The organism is Actinosynnema sp. NPDC059797, assembly GCF_042732085.1.
Lineage (GTDB): Bacteria > Actinomycetota > Actinomycetes > Mycobacteriales > Pseudonocardiaceae > Actinosynnema.
Genome location: NZ_JBHWIE010000029.1, coordinates 36,420 through 55,338, shown reverse-complemented (window position 1 = coordinate 55,338; position 18,919 = coordinate 36,420). Strand labels below are relative to the sequence as shown.

The 18,919-nt window shown below is 71.2% G+C and carries 9 protein-coding genes; 4 read left to right on the top strand and 5 right to left on the bottom strand.

Going from position 1 to position 18,919, the window contains the following annotated elements:
• Positions 1–109 precede the first annotated feature (109 nt).
• Positions 110–1,462 (bottom strand): cellulase family glycosylhydrolase, encoded by a 1,353-nt coding sequence (locus ACFV4N_RS11350; protein WP_499672383.1) that lies wholly within the window; start codon positions 1,460–1,462, stop codon positions 110–112.
• Positions 1,463–2,013: 551 nt separating this feature from the next.
• Between ACFV4N_RS11350 and ACFV4N_RS11345 the strand changes: the two genes are divergently transcribed.
• The 3 genes from ACFV4N_RS11345 to ACFV4N_RS11335 all read left to right on the top strand — a co-directional run bounded on the left by ACFV4N_RS11345 (position 2,014) and on the right by ACFV4N_RS11335 (position 8,710).
• Complete coding sequence (locus tag ACFV4N_RS11345; protein ID WP_499672382.1) at positions 2,014–5,688, top strand: beta-galactosidase; 3,675 nt, start codon at positions 2,014–2,016, stop codon at positions 5,686–5,688.
• A gap of 150 nt (positions 5,689–5,838) precedes the next feature.
• Positions 5,839–6,972, top strand: a complete 1,134-nt coding sequence (locus tag ACFV4N_RS11340; RefSeq protein ID WP_499672381.1) for an ROK family protein — start codon at positions 5,839–5,841, stop codon at positions 6,970–6,972.
• 124 nt (positions 6,973–7,096) lie between these two features.
• The gene (locus tag ACFV4N_RS11335) at positions 7,097–8,710 is read left to right on the top strand and encodes an alpha-amylase family glycosyl hydrolase (protein WP_499672380.1); all 1,614 of its coding nucleotides are present in this window, start codon (positions 7,097–7,099) and stop codon (positions 8,708–8,710) included.
• A 113-nt stretch (positions 8,711–8,823) separates the two neighbouring features.
• Here the strand turns inward: ACFV4N_RS11335 and ACFV4N_RS11330 are convergent, their stop codons facing one another.
• Complete coding sequence (locus tag ACFV4N_RS11330; protein WP_499672379.1) at positions 8,824–10,593, bottom strand: glycoside hydrolase family 6 protein; 1,770 nt, start codon at positions 10,591–10,593, stop codon at positions 8,824–8,826.
• Positions 10,594–10,730: 137 nt separating this feature from the next.
• Positions 10,731–12,449: a glycosyl hydrolase gene (locus ACFV4N_RS11325; protein ID WP_499672378.1), complete on the bottom strand. Its 1,719-nt coding sequence runs from the start codon at positions 12,447–12,449 to the stop codon at positions 10,731–10,733.
• Positions 12,450–13,078: 629 nt separating this feature from the next.
• Here ACFV4N_RS11325 and ACFV4N_RS11320 point away from each other — a divergent pair.
• A complete protein-coding gene (locus ACFV4N_RS11320; protein ID WP_499672377.1) occupies positions 13,079–14,293 on the top strand; it encodes an ROK family protein in 1,215 nt (404 codons plus the stop codon).
• Between the two features lie 44 nt (positions 14,294–14,337).
• Here the strand turns inward: ACFV4N_RS11320 and ACFV4N_RS11315 are convergent, their stop codons facing one another.
• Both ACFV4N_RS11315 and ACFV4N_RS11310 read right to left on the bottom strand, forming a co-directional pair.
• Positions 14,338–16,605 carry a glycoside hydrolase family 3 N-terminal domain-containing protein gene (locus ACFV4N_RS11315; RefSeq protein WP_499672376.1) on the bottom strand — a complete coding sequence of 756 codons (2,268 nt, stop codon included), beginning with the start codon at positions 16,603–16,605 and terminating at the stop codon, positions 14,338–14,340.
• 448 nt (positions 16,606–17,053) lie between these two features.
• Positions 17,054–18,082, bottom strand: coding sequence for a LacI family DNA-binding transcriptional regulator (locus ACFV4N_RS11310; RefSeq protein WP_499672375.1), 1,029 nt, complete (start codon positions 18,080–18,082; stop codon positions 17,054–17,056).
• Between the last annotated feature and the right edge of the window lie 837 nt (positions 18,083–18,919).

Sequence of the window (18,919 nt, the reverse complement as noted above, 5' to 3'; positions counted from 1 at the left end):
CCGCGCCCCCCCCCCCCCCCCGGCCGCCGGGCGCCGCCCCCCCACCCCCGACGCGGGGGGCGGGGGTGGGCGGGCCCCCCCCCCCCCCCCCACGGGTGTGACCGCCGGGTCAGCTCGCGGTGCAGGAGGCCGTCGGGGTGCTGTTGGCACCGCGCGACGAGGCCGTGAACCCGAACGAGGTGCTGCCGCCCGCGCCGAGGGCGCCGTTGTAGCCGGCGTTGCGGGCCGTCACGGTCGAGCCGCTGCTGGTGACGGTGGCGTTCCAGGCGTGGGTGACGGCCTGGCCGTCGGCGAAGGTCCAGGTGACGGTCCAGCCCTTGATCGGCGAGCTGCCCGCCGTGACCCGGACCTCGCCCTGGAAACCGCCCGGCCACTGGTTGGTGACCGCGTACGCGGCGGTGCAGGCGAGCCCGCCACCGGGCGTGGTGGTCGTGGTCGTGGTGGTCGTGGTGGTGGTCGTGGTCGTGGTCTGGCCGCCACCGAAGATCGCGGCTTCCTCGGCGGTGGCCTTGATGCCGTTGGCGCCGTTGAAGACCCGCCGGCCCCACGTGGTGAGCCGGGCGGGGTCGAAGGCGAGGACCATGTCCAGGATCGGGTCGGAGTTGCCGCTCCACGACCAGGCCAGGTAGCCGATGCCCCGCTTCTGCGCCTCGCTCAGGATCGTCTCGTGGTCGACCTCGCCGCTGGTGAACTGCCAGCCGAACTCGCCGACGACCAGCGGCAGGCCCTTGCTCTGGAAGGCGTCGAAGTAGGAGGTGATGCTCGACGCGGTGTTGTAGACGCTGTACATGTGGACGGAGAACACGGTGTTGCGGCGGACGTCGGCGTCCCACACGGTCTGGGCGTTGTCCCGCATGACGTTCTGCCAGTCCTGGCCCCAGTTCGGCGCGTCGACCATCAGCAGGTGCTCGAAGCCGTTGGCCCGCAGCTTCTTCACCGCGTTCGCGGTCGCGTCGGTCCACTGGGCGGCGTTGACGTTGCCGATCGGCTCGTTGCCGATGTTGATGACGACGTAGTCCTCCTGGCCCACCAGGGCGCTCTTCTGGCTGATCCAGTAGTTCGCCGCTTCGTCCAGCGACGCCGCGGCGGCCTCCTCGCCGTAGCCGGTGGTGTCGTGCACCTCCAGCACGCAGATCATCCTGTTCCGCTTGCACAGGTCGATCACGGCCGGCACGTCGTCGGACGGGCCCCACCGCTTGCCGGTGCCCAGCACCACCCGCACGGTGTTCGCGCCCAGGGCCTTGATGTCGGCGAACGAGTCGGTCTCGCCGGTGAACCAGACGTGCGGGTGGTTGACACCCCGCATCACGAACGGCTGCCCGTCGGCCTCCACGACCTTGGTCCCGCTGACGTGCAGGCCCACCGCCTCCGCGGCCGCCCCCTGCGCCTGCGACAGAGCGGTCGTCCCGAAACCCGCGACGACGAGAAGCGCGGCGGCGGCCGCGGCGATCCTTGTTCTCATGGTCTTCCGACACCTCGTTGAGTCGATGACGCGTTGTCCGGTCCGTCTGCCCAGCTCTCGGCGAAGCCCCGCGCAGGGGGTCGACGCTCCCATGATCTGGGAGCGCTCCCAGAAGAACTGGTAACAGAACGTCATTAACGGGCCCCGGTCCAGGAGCTCCACCGCCCGACCCCGAGCCGTCACGACCCGGTCGCACAACGGGGTGGCGCCCGACCGCGAACCGTATTAGTTTCTAGGTGGAACTTGACCTCCCACACGGTACGTCCGCCATCACCGAGAAGTCAACGCTTACCGTTGCAAGTCTCTGACCAGTGACTTCAACTGCAAGTCAGGGGCCGAACCCCATCGGGCACGCCACTCGCGACCAACGGGCCCACCCCCTCCTCGCCGAGCCGGAGACGACCACCCGGTGAACCGGTCGACGTGAAGGCGCCCTTTCGAACCAGCTCGACCACAGTTGTTCGGCTCACCGAACTCCTCACTGTGAGCGACTGCTCTTGGCATCGCTCCCACACGTCTCGCACCCGACATCCCACCCTGGAGACCTCATCGTGATCGCAGGCAGAACGACCACGGCCCGGATCGGCACCCTCGCGGCCGTGGCGGTGCTGGCCGCGGTGTGCCCGGCCGTTCCCGCGCACGCCGACCCGCCCGACCCCCGACCGTCGCACGCGTCCCACACCGTCACCTATGACCGGCACTCGTTCATGGTCGACGGCAAGCGGTTGTACCTGTGGTCGGGCGAGTTCCACTACTGGCGGTTGCCCAGCCCGGACCTGTGGCGCGACGTGTTGCAGAAGATGAAGGCGGCGGGCTTCAACGCCACGTCGGTGTACTTCCACTGGGGCTTCCACTCCCCGAAGCGCGGTGAGTACGACTTCACCGGCGTGCGCGACGTGGACCGGTTGCTGGACATCGCCGAGGAGGTCGGCATCTACGTCCTGGCCCGACCGGGGCCCTACATCAACGCCGAGACCGATTCCGGCGGCCTGCCGAACTGGCTGATCAACTCACCGGCGCGGGACCGCAGCGACGACCCGGACTACATCGCGGCCGTGGACGAGTGGCTGGACCGCATCAACCCGATCATCGCCCGGCACCAGCTGACCGACGGCGGCGGCACGGTGATCCTCTACCAGACCGAGAACGAGTTCGGCGACCAGTCCCCCGGCGGCGTGGCCTACATGACCCACCTGCAACAGCGGGTCCGGGCGGACGGCATCACCGTGCCGACGTTCCACAACACGGCGGGCACCGGGCCGGTCTGGGTGCCGGGCACGCCGGGCGCGCCGGACCTGTACTCGTTCGACCTCTACCCGCAGGGCTTCGACTGCGCCTCCCCGCAGACCTGGTCGCCGCTGCCCGACCTGGCGCCGACGCGCGAGCACTCGCGCAACGGGCCGATGTTCACCGCGGAGTTCCAGGGCGGCTCGTTCGACCCGTGGGGCGGCAACGGTTGGGACAAGTGCCGCGAGCTGACCGGTCCGGCGTTCCAGCGGGTGTTCTACGAGCACAACATCGCCTCCGGCGTGAGCGCGCAGAACTTCTACATGACCTACGGCGGCACGTCGTGGGGCTGGCTGCCCTCGCCCGGCCAGGTCTACACGTCCTACGACTACGCGGCGGCGATCAGCGAGGACCGGCAGCTCACCGACAAGTACGCCGTGCAGAAGGAGCTCGGCTACTTCCTCCAGGCCGTCACGCCGATCACCAAGACCGATCCCTCGCCGGACGTGCCCGCCTCCGACGCCGCCGTGACCGTCACCCGGCGGCGCAACCCCGACACGGGCACCGGCTTCTTCGTCGTCCGGCACACCGATGTCACGTCGACGGCGCACACGTCGTTCACCGTGCCGATCGGCGACGACCCGGCGGTGCCGCTGACCCTGCTCGGGCGCGACTCCAAGCTCCTGGTGGCCGACTACGACCTCGAACGGCAACGCCTGGCCTACTCCACGTCCGAGATCATGACCCACCTGCGCTCCGGGAACCGCGACATCGCCGTCCTGCACGGCCGCGAGGGCACCGAGGGCCGCACCGTGCTGGAGTACTCGTCCGAACCGGAGGTGACCGTCCTGTCCGGCCAGGCCCGGTCGACCTGGGACCCGCAACGCGAGCGGCTGCGCCTGGACTACGCCCACGACGGTCTGGTCGAGGTGCTGGTCAGCGGTGGCGGGCGGCCCGACCTGCTGGTGCTGCTCGGTGACGACGAGCGGTTCGACCGGCTGTGGACGCAGCCCACCGACGCGGGTCGGGTGCTCGTCCTCGGCCCGGCGCTGCTGCGCACCGCGAGCACCGGGCGCGGGGTGCTGGCGCTGACCGGCGACACCGCCGAGACGACGTCGGTGCGGGTCTGGGCGCCGACCGGCACCCGCCGGGTGACCTGGAACGGCCGCCCGACCACCCCGGTGCGGGATGGCGCGGGCGCGCTGACCTTCGCCCTGCGCGGTCCGGCGGAGCCGTCCCTGCCCGAGCTGACCGACTGGCGGCGCTCGGGACCCGACCCCTCGTCCGCGGTGGACTTCGACGACTCGCACTGGACGATCGCGAACAAGACGACCACCCACAACCCGAGCCCGCCGGGAGTGGGCCAACCGGTGCTGCACGCCGACGAGTACGGCTACCACCACGGCGACGTCTGGTACCGCGGCCACTTCACCGCCGACGGCGGTGAGACCGGCATCAACCTCGGCGCCGTCACCGGCAACGCGGGTGTGTGGTCGGTGTGGGTCAACGGCCGGTTCCTGGGCAGCGTGGACCGCGGTGGCACCGCCGGGTTCTTCGACCTGCCCCGCGACCTGCTCGAGCCCGGAGCGGACAACGTCGTCGCGGTGCTGGTGCGCAACATGGGTCACAACCAGACCTACGGCAACAACGCCCACAAGGAGCCCCGCGGCCTGACCAGCGCCCGGCTGCGCGGCTCGACCGCGCCGATCACGTGGCGGCTGCACGGCAACACGGGCGGCGAGACCGGGCTGGACCCCGTGCGGGGCGCCTACAACAACGGCGGCCTGCACGGCGAGAACGCCGGGTGGTCGCTGCCCGGTTTCCCGGACCGGGACTGGGGCCGGACCACCCTGCCCACCACGCAGGAACCCGGCGTCACCTGGTACCGCACCACCGCGGACCTCGACCTGCCCGCCGACCAGGACACCCCGGTCAGCCTCGTGATCGAGGACGACCCGAACCGGCACTACCGCGCCCAGCTCTTCGTCAACGGCTGGAACGTCGGGCAGTACGTCAACCACGTCGGCCCGCAGACCGCCTTCCCGGTCCCGGCGGGGATCCTGGACCCCCGCGGGCGCAACACCATCGCCATCGCCTCCTGGGCCGCGGACAGCACCGGCGGCTTGGGCAAGGTGAGCCTGCGCGCCACCGGCACCGTCGAGGGCGGCGTACCGACGCACCAGGTGCGCGCACCGTCCTACGACCGCCGCACCTACGCCCAGCCGGTCGGCACGGCGGAGGTGACCGTCACCGCGCCCCCCTCGACCGGTCCGGGCACGACCGTCACCGTGGAAGCGGGCTACACCCCCGAGGTCGACGCCCGCGACGTGCGGCTGCGCCTGGGCACGTCGACCGGCTGGACGGCGGCCGGACCACTGGAGGTGTCGTTGGGCGACGTGGCCGCGGGCCGCACCGTGACCGCGTCGTGGCAGGTCACCGCGCCCGCCGACGGCGAACCGCGGATCGGGGTGTTCACCGCGACGGCCGAAGCCGCACGACGCGGGCGGACGACCACCGCCGCCGGGGCGGGCACGACGCTGATCCCCGTCCCGCCGCCCACGGGCACGGCCTACGTCAGCGACATCCCGTTCACCGCGACCAACGGCTGGGGACCCGTCGAGCGCGACACCTCCAACGGCGAGAACGGTTCGGGTGACGGTAGGCCGATCACCCTCGACGGCGTCGTCCACGCCAAGGGCCTGGGCACGCACGCCGGCGGCGAGGTGCAGGTCTTCCTCGGCGGCAACTGCTCCCGCCTGACCGCGGTCGTGGGCGTCGACGACGAGGTGGGCAGTTACGGCACCGTACGGTTCACCATCGCGGGCGACGGCGTGCCCCTCGCCGAGACCGGCACCCTCACCGGTGACGACCCGGGCCGACCGCTGACCGCCGACCTCACCGGCGTGCAGTGGCTCAGCCTGGTCACCGGCGACGCGGGCGACGGCAACAACTCCGACCACGCCGACTGGGCCGACGCCGTGCTGACCTGCGCGGATTGACCCGTCCACGCGCCGGGAGCCCCTGCTCCCCGGGGGGGGTTCCCGGCGCACTCAGGCACCGAGGCTCGGCAGTGCCGGGAGGAGCGACCCATGGCAACACCCCACGCGACGGCGGGCACCGCGCCAACCGAACCCCGGTATCGTCGGCCGGTGACCTCGGAAGCCGGCACCCGCACCACACCCTCGTGGCCGGACCTGTCCTCCGTCGCCCGGGACGTCCTGCTGGACGTGCTGTTCCACGGGCCGCTGTCGCGGGCCGAGATCGCCGACCGGCTGCACCTGTCCAGGCCGACCCTCACCCGCGTGACCAGGTCTTTGATGCTCGAAGGGCTTCTGGTCCAGGGCGACGTCCGGCCGCACCCCACGGCCGGCCGGCCCTCCGAGATGCTCCACGTGCGGGGCGAGGCCCACCACTTCCTCGGCGTGAAGCTGACCGCCGACCGGCTCCACGCCACGATGACCGACCTGACCACGACCGCCGTCGCCACCACCCGGGAGCCGCTGCGCTCCCGCGACCCCGACGACGTGGTCGACCAGATCGCCGACGTGGCGACCCGCTTCCCCCTCGTGACCGGCGTGGGGGTGACGCTGGGCGGGATCGTTCTCGACGGTGTGGTCCTGCGCGACGAGCACCTCGGCTGGACCGACGTGCCGCTCAAGGCGGCGGTCACCCGGGCCACCGGTGTCCCCACCGCGGTCGGCAACGACGTGCAGGCGCTCACCGCCGCCGAGCACTGGTTCGGCCCCGGCGCCGGGCTGGAGTCCATGGCGGTGATCACCGTCGGCGCGGGCGTCGGCACCGGCCTGATCGTCAACGGCGGCCTCGTCGAGGGCGCGCACGGCCGGCCGCCCTGCTTCAGCCACACCCTGGTCGACGCGGCCGGTCCGCTGTGCGGCTGCGGCCGGCGCGGCTGCGTCTCCAGCTACCTGCTGACGCACGTGATACTGCGGCGACTGGCCGGCCACCCGACCTACGACGAGGCCCTCGACCGGGTCCGCGCGGGCGACCCCGAGGCCAGGCAGGTGTTCGACGAGGCCGGCTACGCGCTCGGCGTGCTCATCGGCACCGTCGCCAACGCCGTCGACCCGCAGAAGGTGCTGCTCACCGGCGAGGGCCTGCCGCTGTACGAGGTGTCGAAGCAACTGGTGCACGACGGCATCGAGGACACCTTCGACGACGATCCCGCGTTGGTGGACCTGGACGTGCTGCCGTTCGACCACAGCGAGTGGGCCCGGTCCGGCGCCGCGATGGCCGTCAAGGCGACGATCACCGGCACCATCTGATCCCCCGGGGGCCCGGCCCGCGTCGAGGTCGGCGCGGGCGGCCGAGGCGTTCCACCGATCACCGACAACGCCAGGCCGAACGCGGCCCGGCGCAACCCGTCAACCCTTCCGAAGGAGCTCCACGTTGACGACGTCACCGCACGCCGCCACCGACCTCGCCCCGCGCCTGGGGCGCATCGTGCTGTACCAGTTGTACCCGCAGAGCTTCGCGGACTCCGGCCGTGCCGGTGCCGACGGGATCGGCGACCTCGCCGGGATCACGGCCCGGCTCGACTACCTGGAGTGGCTGGGCGTCGGCGCCGTGTGGCTCGACCCGTGCTTCGTGTCGCCGTTCGCGGACGCCGGCTACGACGTCGCGGACTTCCTGGCGATCGCGCCGCGGTACGGCACCAACGACGACCTGGCGGAACTCACCGAGCAGGCCGGGCGGCGCGGCATCGCCGTGCTGCTCGACCTCGTCGCCGGGCACACCTCCGACCAGCACCCCTGGTTCCAGGCGTCCGCCGACGACCCGGACGACGACCGGTACGTGTGGAGCGACGTCCCCGTCGAGGGCTTCGTGCCCGGGTCGGGTCGGCGCGGCGGCTTCTACCTGCCGAACTTCTTCCCCGTGCAGCCCGCGCTCAACTTCGGTTACGCGCGCACGCACCCCGGCGAACCCTGGCGCAGCCCGGTCGACGCCGACGGGCCGCGGGCCAACCGCGCCGCGCTGCGGGAGATCATGTCCCACTGGTTCGACCTCGGCGTCGCCGGGTTCCGCGTCGACATGGCGGCGTCACTCGTGAAGGACGACCCCGGCCTCGTGGAGACGGGCAGGCTGTGGCGCGACATCCGCGACTGGCTCGACGCCACCCACCCCGGCAGGGTGCTGATCAGCGAGTGGGGCGACCCCCGCGTGTCCGTGCCCTCCGGGTTCCACGCGGACTTCTTCCTCCAGTTCGGTGGTGACGACGACGGCCTGCCGCTGCGCTCGCTGTGGAACAACGGCGCCGGCACGGTGCAGGCGTCCTGGGGCGAGGTGCCCAGCTGGGCCGACGCCGAGGCGAAGGGCGACGCGGGCACGTTCGTCAAGGCCTGGCAGGAGGCCACCGGCGCCATCGCCGCCGCCGGGCGCGGCGGCCTCACCGGTCTGCCGACGTCGAACCACGACTTCACGCGCCTCGTCGCCGGCGCGCGCGACGCCGAACAGGCCCGCGTCGCGCTCGTCCTCACGCTCACCTGGCCGTCGATGCCGTCGATCTACTACGGCGACGAGATCGGCATGCGGTTCCTGCCCGACACCCCGACGTTCGAGGGTTCGTGCCTCGGCCCGACCTACGACCGGGCGGGCTCGCGCACCCCGATGCAGTGGGGCGACCTGCCCTCGGGCCGGTTCGGGCCGGACGTCGCGGAGTCGCGGTACCTGCCCCGGGACCCGGACCCCGACCGGCCCACCGTGGCCGCGCAGCTCGACGACGAGGGCTCGCTGCTGCACCTGGTGCGCCGCCTCGCGCACCTGCGCACCGACGACCCGCGGCTGGACGCGGCCGCCGACGTGGAGGTGCTCGCCACCGGCTACCCGTTCGCGTACGTGCGCGGCGGCAGCCTCGCCGTCGTGCTCAACCCCGGCCGCGCGGCCGTGTGGATCACCGTGCCCGGCGCCGTCGCGGCACGCACCGTCGAGGCACGTGGGCACCGGGTCGACGGCGACGTCGTGCACCTCGACGGGCACGGGTACGCCGTGCTCGACCTCGCCTGAACTCGAAGCTCTCGACAACGGCGACGGAATGCCTCGTGGGCGGCGTCCACAAGGGACGTCGCCTACGGGCGTGTGGAGATCATTCAGTTGTGGTGGTTCCGGTCAGCCGGTGGTCACAGCGCCGGGTAGGCGTTGCGCATCAGCTCCTGGAACTGGGCCGAGAACCAGTGGCCCGACAGGGGGGCGTTGGGCAGCGCACCGGACATGTTGAACCCGTTGCGCGCGTTGCCGCCGTAGGTCGGGTCGCACATGCGGTCGAAGCCCTTGCCCTCGTCGTTGGGGATGTAGGTGCTGGAGCCGTCGGACTCGCCCGGGGGCTTGATCCAGACGTAGGCGTCGATGTTGGGCTTGGGCGCGGCCTTCGGCCGCTCGCCCAGACCGGCGCCGGACTGGTTGCACCAGTTGCCCTTCTGGAACCGGCGGTCGATCCGGGACTCGTCGACGTAGGTGGTCGGGTCGCCCGAGGTCGACTTGGCGGTGGGCCGGTTGGGGCCGCCCCAGCCGTTGCGCGAGGTGTCGATCAGCATGCCGATGCCGCTGTCGAAGCCCTGCTTGACCAGCTCGGCGCGGAACGCCGTGGCGAAGCCGATCTCACCGTTGAAGTCGTTCCAGTCCACCCACTTCGAGGCCTCCTTCACCGGACGGCCGCCGACCACGTCGTCGACCGTCCAGAACGGCTCCTCCAGCGGCGAGTAGTTCGCCGTGTTGGTGATGAAGCCGTGGACCTTGTCCTTGGTGGCGCCGTTGCGGCCCAGCACCGACGCGAACAGCTTCGCCGCGGCGAAGAAGTTGTCGTACTGCGGGTTCGCGTCGCCCCACCCGATCCAGCCGTGGTGCGCGGCGTCGATGTAGTTGTAGACGTTGCCGATCGCGCCGAGCTTGCCCAGGGCGTAGGAGACGCCCTCGATGTAGTTGCCGTTGGCCTTCATCGCGTCGCACTGCGGCGTCGCCGTGACGCGCGGCGAGACGTTGGTGACCAGGTTCGGCAGCGAGTCGATCTCGATCACCGAGACGATGCGCAGCTTGGCGTACTTCGGGTCGCTGACGATGCTCGCGATCCTGTCGATGTACTCGGTCTTGTAGCGGCCGATCTCGTCGGCCTTCAGCTCGCCGTTGGAGGCCAGCGCGGCGCAGTCGCGGCCGGGCAGGTTGTAGACGACGAACTGGAACACCAGCTGACCGTCCGCACGCGCCGCGCGCTGCTTCTCGGCCTCGTCCAGGTGGGCGCGCAGACCCATCGAGCCGGTCGTGGGCGAACCGTTGCCCTCGATCGCGCTGATCCGGTCCAGCCACACACCGGTCGGCTGGTTGGCGATGCGCTCGCCACCCGGCTCCTTGCGGGCGTTGGCCGCCCACAGCGGGTTGACGTACACCCCGGCGCCCACGTACGGGTTGTCCACCCGCGGACCGCCCCCACCCGGGTTGTTGTCCGTGGTCGTGGTCGTGGTCGTGGTCGTGGTGGTCGTCGTCGTGGTGTCGACGTTGCCGGTGCACACCGTCCCGTTGAGCCGGAACGTCGTGGGCACCGGGTTCGAGCCGTTCCACGTGCCGTTGAACCCGGGCGTCACCGACGCGCCGGTGCCCAGGTTGGGGCTCCACGAGGGGTTGCGGACCGTCACCCGGGTACCGGACTGCGAGAACTCGCCGTTCCACCCGTGCTGGACCGACTGACCGGCCGCGAAATCCCACTCCAGCGTCCAACCGCCGGAAATGGCATCACCCAGGTTGGTGACCGTGACATTGGCCCCGAACCCGCCCTGCCACTGGTTGCCGATCTGGTACGACACCCGACAACCGGCGGCCGCGCTGGCGGTGGCCGTCGAAGCCACCACCCCGGCCACGGACAACGCCGCCACCGAGGTCACCGCCAACGCCCCGGTCAATCTCCGGGACCGTACGAACGTGCGCAGATTCATGCATCTTCTCCTTGCGAGCCACCCGCACCCTGGGAGCGCTCCCAGTCACGGGCTGGACATCGGTGTCCAGGTCTGTGGGTGTTTCCGCCGCTATCGCGGAGTGGTCAGGCGGTCGTGCAGGTCGGCGTGACCGCCGACGGCGTGCCGCTGCCGATGAAGCCGAACGAGGTGGTTGCCCCCGGCCTGATCGTCCCGTTCCAGGACGCGTTCCCCGCCGTCACGAGCGAGCCGGAGGTGGACAGGTCGGTGTTCCAGGCGTGCTGGACGCCCTGGCCCGCGGTGAGCGCCCACTCGACCCGCCAGCCGGTGATCGCCGTGGTCCCCTGGTTCTGCACGGTGACCTCGGCCTGGTAGCCGCTGCCCCACTGGTTGACCACGCGGAGCGTCGCGGTGCAACCGTCCGCGGGCGGGTTCCCGGTCCCGGGGTCCTTGAACTCGGGCAGCTCGTCCAGCGTGATGACGTCGGCGTGGTGGTAGACGCGCTGCAGGAAGTCGCGCGGGTTGGTCACGCCGTCCTGGATGAACCCGCCCGACCACGTGACGAACCAGGACCAGCGGGCCTCGTAGGCGCGCACCAGGTCGGGGTCGGGGATGGAACCGACCTCGCCCAGCGCGACCAGCTTCTCGTCGCCGCCCAGCCGCACCAACCGGTCGTAGGTCCCGTCGGCCGCGCTGTGGTCGCCCTGCGGCAGGTAGACGTCCGCGCTGACCACGTCGACGACGTCGTCGCCGGGGTACCAGTCGGGTGAGACGGAGTTCCACACCCAGATCAGGTTGTGCAGGCCGTGGTGGTCCACCAGCCGGTCGTGCAGGATCCGCCACAGCTGCTTGGCCGGGCCGGGCCCCTTGGCGCCCCACCAGAACCAGCCGCCCTCGGCCTCGTGCAGCGGCCGGAACAGCACCGGCACCTTCGCGTCCGCCAGGCGCTCGAGCTGCACGGCGATCGCGTCCATGTCCCGGATCAGCAGCCGGTAGTCGGTCGAGTTCGGGTCGGCCAGCGCGGCGGCGAGGTCGAACGTCGTGGCGTCGGTGTAGAAGCCGCGCCACCACTCCTTGCCCGGCTGGTCGATCAGGCCGGACGGCGCGTTCCAGTGCCACACCATGGTGACGATGCCGCCACGGGCGTCATGGGCGAGGGCGTGGTCCACGTCCCGGCCCGTGGTGCCGCGCTCGACGCGACTGGGCGAGTAGTCCATCAGGTCGTAGCCGCCCACCGCGGGCGCCTTGCCGACGTTCTGCTCGACCCAGTCGATGCTCGCCTGGTCCTGCTGGCCGGACAGGATGTTCTTGCCGTAGTTGTCGGTCAGGTACCGCATCAGGCCCTTGGCCTCGGCGGTCGCGGCCGGGTCGTTGAGCGTGCCGGCGACCCGGTGGGGCGGTCGCGGCGCGCTGGGGGTCACCTTGATCGCGTCGATCAGGTACCAGCCCCAGTTGTTGGTGATGGTGAGCGTGTTGTCCCCCCGGGCCAGCAACGCCTTGCCCGCCGGGATCTCGGCGAACGCCGGACCCGCGGGGAAGGCGACGTCACCCAGGCCGGAGCCGTTGAGCGACAGCGACGCGGTCTTCGCGCCGTACGGCGCGGCGTAGCGGATGGTCAGGTCGTGCAGGCCGCCGGGGCTGTCCGGGATGGTGATGGTGACCGAGTCCGCGGCCTGGTCGAACCCGGCCACGTACCCCGCACCGGAGTAACCTGCAAGGCTCGACTCGACCACGGTGCCGTTCAGGACACCGGATTCGGCCTCCAGCCACGTGTCGGCCGCCGCAGCCGGGAGCGGGGGCGCCAGGGCCGCCAGCAGCAGCGCGGCCACGAATGCAGGTCGCACGTCAGTGATCCCTTCGCGTCGTTGGTCGGGGCCGGGCTGTGACGGTCACGGACATGGGGGCATCGCCCCGGAAGGCCTCGCATTCACTGCTCTGGGCATGTCTCGTACTCCTCGAGATGCGGGGGAACGTGCCAGCGGACGTCAATCCCTGGGAGCGCTCCCAGAAAGTTGCGCGATGCGCCAGTCGGTCGTGTCGATAGAGCACCCTTTGCCGGAGTGGACCACAACTTCCTCTCCGACCTGCTTCACCGCTCCGAATGTTTCGATCGGATTGGTGACCATGGACGGCTCCGCACGCGTCGTGACGCCTTGTTTCAAGAACGTGAACGGTCGAGCGGTGGCAACGATACTGGTCAGAGCGATCTCTGGCTAGACCCACCACCGAGAAACGGCTCGCCAGGCGCATCGGCACGGAAAGTTGACGCCGGAAAGTATCTTGCAAAATCCGCCGGACGAAGGCATGGCGCGCGACTGTTCACGCGAGCGATCAATAGGCCATTCGAACCAGGTCCGATAAGACGTTCGGACAACTTTCCCGACAAGATGTGAATCGATGCAGAACCCATTGCCCGAGACGACCACTCTGGGAGCGCTCCCAGAAGGAAGCGCGACGTGGCTAGCATGGAGCGGTGCCGGCCGACGACCCGCCTTCCGCACCGACGATCAAGCCGGTGGCCACGCTGGAGGACGCCGCGTGGACCGGCGCCGCGGACGGCACCCGCGCCAAGGTCTTCGCCGAAGTCCTCGTCCACGGCCCGCTCTCCCGCATCGAGGTGGCCCGCCGACTGGTCCTCTCGCAGTCGACGGTCACCAAGGCGGTCAACCCCTTGGTGGACCTCGGCTACGTCGTGGAGGTCGGCGTGAGGACCGCCGGTGCGGGACGCCCGCAACGCATGCTCCAGGTGGTCGGCGGGCGGTACCACGCCATCGGCCTCCAGCTCTCGCCCACCCACGTCACCGGGGTGCTCACCGACCTGCGGGCCACCGTCCTGACCCGGGTCCACCACCCGCTGCCCGACGGCCACGAGCCGCACACCGTCCTGGCCGCCGCTGTCGGCGTCGTCGGCCAACTGCGCTCCACCGTGCCCGAGGGCCTGCTCGGCGTCGGTGTCGGGCTGGGCGGCCGGGTCGACGGCAGCACCGGCCGCTGCGCGCACTCCGGCGTCCTGGGCTGGGACGACGTCAACGTCGGCACCCTGCTCGGCACCGCGACCGGCCTGCCCACCGTGGTCGACAACGACGTCCACGCCCTGACCGTCGCCCAACGCTGGTTCGGCGCGGGCCGCGGCGAAGGCTCCTCCGCCGTGGTCACCGTGGGCGCCGGCATCGGCTGCGGACTGCTGCTCGGCGGCGAACTCCACACCGGCGCCACCGGGCTCGCCGGCGAACTCGGCCACCTGCCCCTCGACCCCGACGGCCCGACCTGCACCTGTGGCAACACCGGGTGCCTGGAAGCCAGCGCGGCCGATCACGCGATCATCGCCGCCACCGCCGCTTCAGGCGGCCCGCGCTGCACCACCACCAGGGAGGTGGCCGACCTGGCCCGCTCCGGCGACCCGGCGGCCCTGGCCGCCTACACCACCATGGGCCGAGCCCTCGGGCGCGGCCTGGCGATCCTGTGCAACCTGCTCAACCTCGACCGGATCATCCTCACCGGCGAGGGCACCCACGCCTACGACGTGTTCGGGCAGCCCTGCCTCAGCGCCTTCCACCGACACGCCTTCTCCACCGCCGCCCAGGACTGCCACCTCACCTGCGAACCGGTCGACGACGACCTCTGGGCCAGGAGTGCCGCCTGCCTGGTCATCCGCGAAGCCGTGGACACCACCCGCAACCGGGCCTGACGGCGGACCGGGGGGAGGACCCACACCGGTGGTGCTCCCGGTCGTCAGAGGTCGCGGACGACGTGGGTGGTGGTCAGCCGTCGGTCATGACCGGGGTGGGCCGGTCGCCCGGTCAACCAGACCTCGGTGCTCAGCGGCAGGTCCCCGGCGGACGGGCCGGTGGACAGCGTGACCCGGCCGGGTTCGACGACGCGGCGACCGTCGACCCCCGTGAAGGAGAACGCGCAGGCGGGCACGTCGAAGACCACCAGTCGCGCCTGCCCGGGCTCCAGCCGGACGCGGGCGAAACCGACGAGGCGGACCGGCGGCCGCACCACCTGGGCCACCGGATCGGAGGCGTAGAGCTGCACGACCTCGTCCACCGCGCGACGCCCCGTGTTGCGCACGACGACCCAGGCCCCCACCGACCCGCCGGTCGGTGCTTCATCGCTGGTGGTGGCCAGCGACTCGTAGCGCACGGTCGTGTAGGACAGTCCGTGCCCGAAGGGGTACAGCGGACCGGGGTCCGGCGCCGCGACACCGTCCGACCGCGCGCCGGACGGCCGCCTGAGGTAGGTCGAACCACAGTCCGACGGCAGGCGGGGGACCTGCACCGGCAACCGCCCCGAGGGGTTGAGCCGACCGCTGATCACCCCGGCCACGGCAGAGGCCCCTTCCACACCGGGGAAGAACGCCTGCACCACCCCGGCGGCTCGATCCACGTAATCACCCAGCGCGTAAGGACGTCCCGAGACCACGACCAGCACGGTCGGCGTACCGGTGGCCAGCACGGCCTCGACCAGGCGACCCTGCGCACCGGGCAGGCGCAGGTCGGGCACGTCACAGCCGTCACCGGACGTGCCGTCACCGACGAACAGCAGGGCGACGTCGGCCAGGCCGGCGGCGTTGACGGCGGTGTTGACGGCGGTGTTGACGCGCGAGGCGTCGTCGGCACCGGAGACCTCGACGCCCGGCGCGTGTTGGATGATCGACTCGGGGAACTCGGCCTGGACCTGCTGCCTGATCGTCGCGACGGGGAGGCCCGCACCGCGCTCGGTGAACCGCTCCCGCAGGTGGTTGGGGAAGGCGTGACACCCCATCAGCGCGAGCGGGTCGTCAGCGCAGGGACCGAGGACGGCGATCCGGCTCAGGCGGGGCAGGTCCAGCGGGAGCGTGCCGCGGTCGTTGGCCAGCAGCACGATCGAGCGCTCCGCGAGCGTGCGGGCCAGCCACCGGTTGTCGGCGCTGTCCAGGTCCACCTCGTCCACGTTCACCGGCACGAGCGGCCCGCCGTCGAGCAGGCCCAACTCCACCTTCTGCCGCAGCACCCGGCGCACCGACTCGTCCACCAGGGCTTCCTCGGCCGCGCCGGCGCGCACGTGCTCGACCAGGCGCTCGCCGTAGCCGCGGGTCTCGGGCAGTTCGACGTCGATGCCCGCGCGCAGCGCCATCACCCCCGCCTGCCCCTCGTCGGCGGCCACCCGGTGCAGGCGGGCCAGGAACGGGATCGCCCAGTGGTCGGCGACGACCGTGCCGGTGAACCCCCACCGCGCGCGCAGCAACTCCCGCAGCAGATCGGCGTTCGCCGCGACGGGCACGCCGTCGACATCGGCGCGTGAACTCATCACCGACCGGGCCCCACCCTCGCGCAACGCGACCTCGAACGGCGCCAGGACCACATCGGCCAGTTCCCGCGGCCCGATCCCGACCGGGCCGCGGGCGCGGGAGGCGGAGCAGCCGGCGAAGTGCCTGGGGGTGGCGATGACGCCCGCTTCCTCCAACCCGCGCACGTAGGCCGCGCCGAGCTGCCCCACCAGGTAGGGGTCCTCCCCCAACGCCTCCTCCACCCGACCCCACCGGTGATCGCGCACCACGTCCAGCACCGGCGCCAGACCCTGGTGCACACCCACCGACCGCAGATCACGGCCGATCGCCGAGGCCACCTCCCGCACCAACCCCACGTCGAACGTCGCCGCCCACGCCAACGGCGTCGGGTAGACCGTCGCGCCCAACGTCGCGACCCCGCTCAGGCACTCCTCGTGCACGACGGCCGGGATGCCGAACCGGCTGTCCGCCACCACCCGCTCCTGGAGGTCGCGCAACCGCCGCATGCCCTCCACGAGGGTGACCGGCGCCCTGCCGAACACACCGACCAGGTGCCCGACCCCGCTGCCCGTCGAGCGGTCGACCTCGCCCGCCCCGGACGCCGAACCGAGCTGGGCGACCTTCTCCTCCAGCGTCATGGCCGCCAACAACGCCTCAACGCGGTCGTGGACCGACAGGGCGAGGTCGTGCCAAGGCGTCTTCGAGCAGGTGGTGTTCAGCGATGCCACTGTTCCCCCTTGTGGTGGGTGTCAGCCCTCGGACGCGCCGTCGAGAACTCCGGCGGCCACGCGGGCGTCCGACGATCACGGGCAGGACGGGGCGCGGGACGGTGCCCGCGAGCAGTCCGATCGAGGCGCACGTCGGTGTCCGGTGGAACTCGGCGTTCCCCCGACGGATCGCCGGAGCCTTCACCGGTCATCGTGGCAACGACGGTTGTGACGTTGCAACCAAGGCCATCGCGGACTGCCTCCACCGACGTCGCCCCTGCTGGAATGCGAGAGCGCACCCTCCTCCCACCCTCGGCACCGTGGCGCCGCCGGGCGTGATTGTGACGTTGCAATTTACGATGGCCTGCGAACACGGAGAGGTGGTCGACCGGTGCCCGGACGATACCTCCGGCAAGAGCGGACCGGCAACAACGCTTCGACAACCGCACCAGGGACGGGAGCCGAACGGTCAGCCGGCCGTGGGCGGGGCGGTGGAGGCGCGCACGACGAGTGCCGGGGTGAACCGGACCTCCTCGTGCCGGTGATCGGGACGACCCTCGGCCAGGAGCAACTCGGCGGCGGTCCGGCCGAGCTGGTACTTGGGCCGGCGGACGGTCGTCAGGGCGGGGTGGAGCTGCTCCGCGAAGTGGACGTCGTCGTACCCCACCACCGAAATCCCGTCCGGCACCCCGACACCGCGCCGGCGCAGGCCGCGCAACACCCCCAGCGCGACGACGTCGTTGAAGCACGCGATCGCGGTCGGCCGCGGTGACAGCGCCAGCACCTGGTCGACCATCGAGTCGCCCGCCTCCACCGTGCCCGGCTCGGGCACCCGGAGTTCCACCAGGACGGCGGAGGGGTCCAACCCGGCCGCCAGAACCGCACGGCGCATCCCGTCGCGGCGGTCCCGCACCGACCGCACCTCCGTCGAGCAGCCGAGGAAGGCGATCCGCCGGTGCCCCAGCGCGAGCAGGTGATCGGCCACCAGGCCACCGCCGTGCACGTCGTCCACGGCGACCGCGCACAACTCCGCGCCGTCCCGCGGGTGGTCGACCAGCACCACCGGCGTGCCGCGCCTGCCGAGCTGCACCAGCCGGTCCAGCCGGGAGCTGGAGGGGTTGACCAGGATGCCGCGGACCCCCAGTTCCTCCATCATGCGCAGGTAGTTGTTCTCCTGGGCGAAACGCACGTCGGTGCTGCCGACGATGAGCATGCACCCCGCCTCGGTGAGCCGGTCCTCGATGCCGCGGGAGACCTCGGCGAAGAACGGGTTCGAGGTGTCCAGCAGCAGGCAGCCGGCGATCGCGCTCGGCGCGCCGCGCAACTGGCGGGCGGCCCCGTTGCGGACGTAACCCACCTGCGACATGGCGTCCTCGACCCGGCGCCGGGTACTCGTGGCCACCAGGTCGGGGTTGTTCAGCACGTTGCTGACCGTGGAAGCGGACACCCCCGCAGCGGCCGCGACCTGCCGGATGCCCGCCCGACGCGGGCGCCGCAAGCCATCACCCTCGTCCTGCCGCACCCGCACACCTTACTAAGCGGTCACTCCACGTCGCGCCATCGGCGAGCAGCGGTCCGGCGACGTTGCGCCGAGCGGGACAGGATTCGAACTTGCGACCCCTTAATCCCCAGAATTGTCCAAATCATGCCCTGACCTGCGGAAACACTAAATCAACAGGTGGCGACAGTGCAGTTGAACGTACTTCATCGCGGTTCACTTCGGTTCATTCTCCTTGAATCCTCCCAATCGCCTCCCATCCCCCTCCCACCACAGGCCGATGTCGACCGCCACGGCCGTCGAACACATGTGCGGTCGTCAAGTAACCAGACTCCACCAGGATTAAGCGTTTTGGTGATACGGCCATGCCGCTCACAGTTGGCGTGATCACACTGTCCTACCCCTGCGGCGCAGGCGTACAAGCTGAGCAATCCACCTGCCACACTCGCATGTGGACTTGACGATCACTTCCTGCACCTGCCGGGCACCAGCGTGATAATACAGCCACCCAAAACACCCCTACCGGGGCATTGCGATGCCTTCAGCGGCTACCCTTACCAGAACACGGCCTACTGCATGGACCCGGAACCGGCGACGACCCGCCCGACGCAACGCCGCAGCGATGGACCGACCGTTCCCATACACGCTGTCCAACTTGCACAGATGACACTTCCGGCACGCACAGCGCCGACCTCGAGCGCCATGTCCACGTCTCGCGCCTACAACGCCGACCAACTTACCCACAAGAACTGACGCTTCCCGCGCAGTTGGTAGCGCCAGCTGCGCATCGTTCGCGGTTACTTTCAAGCCCCACAAGTCCATTATTCCACCATGCGG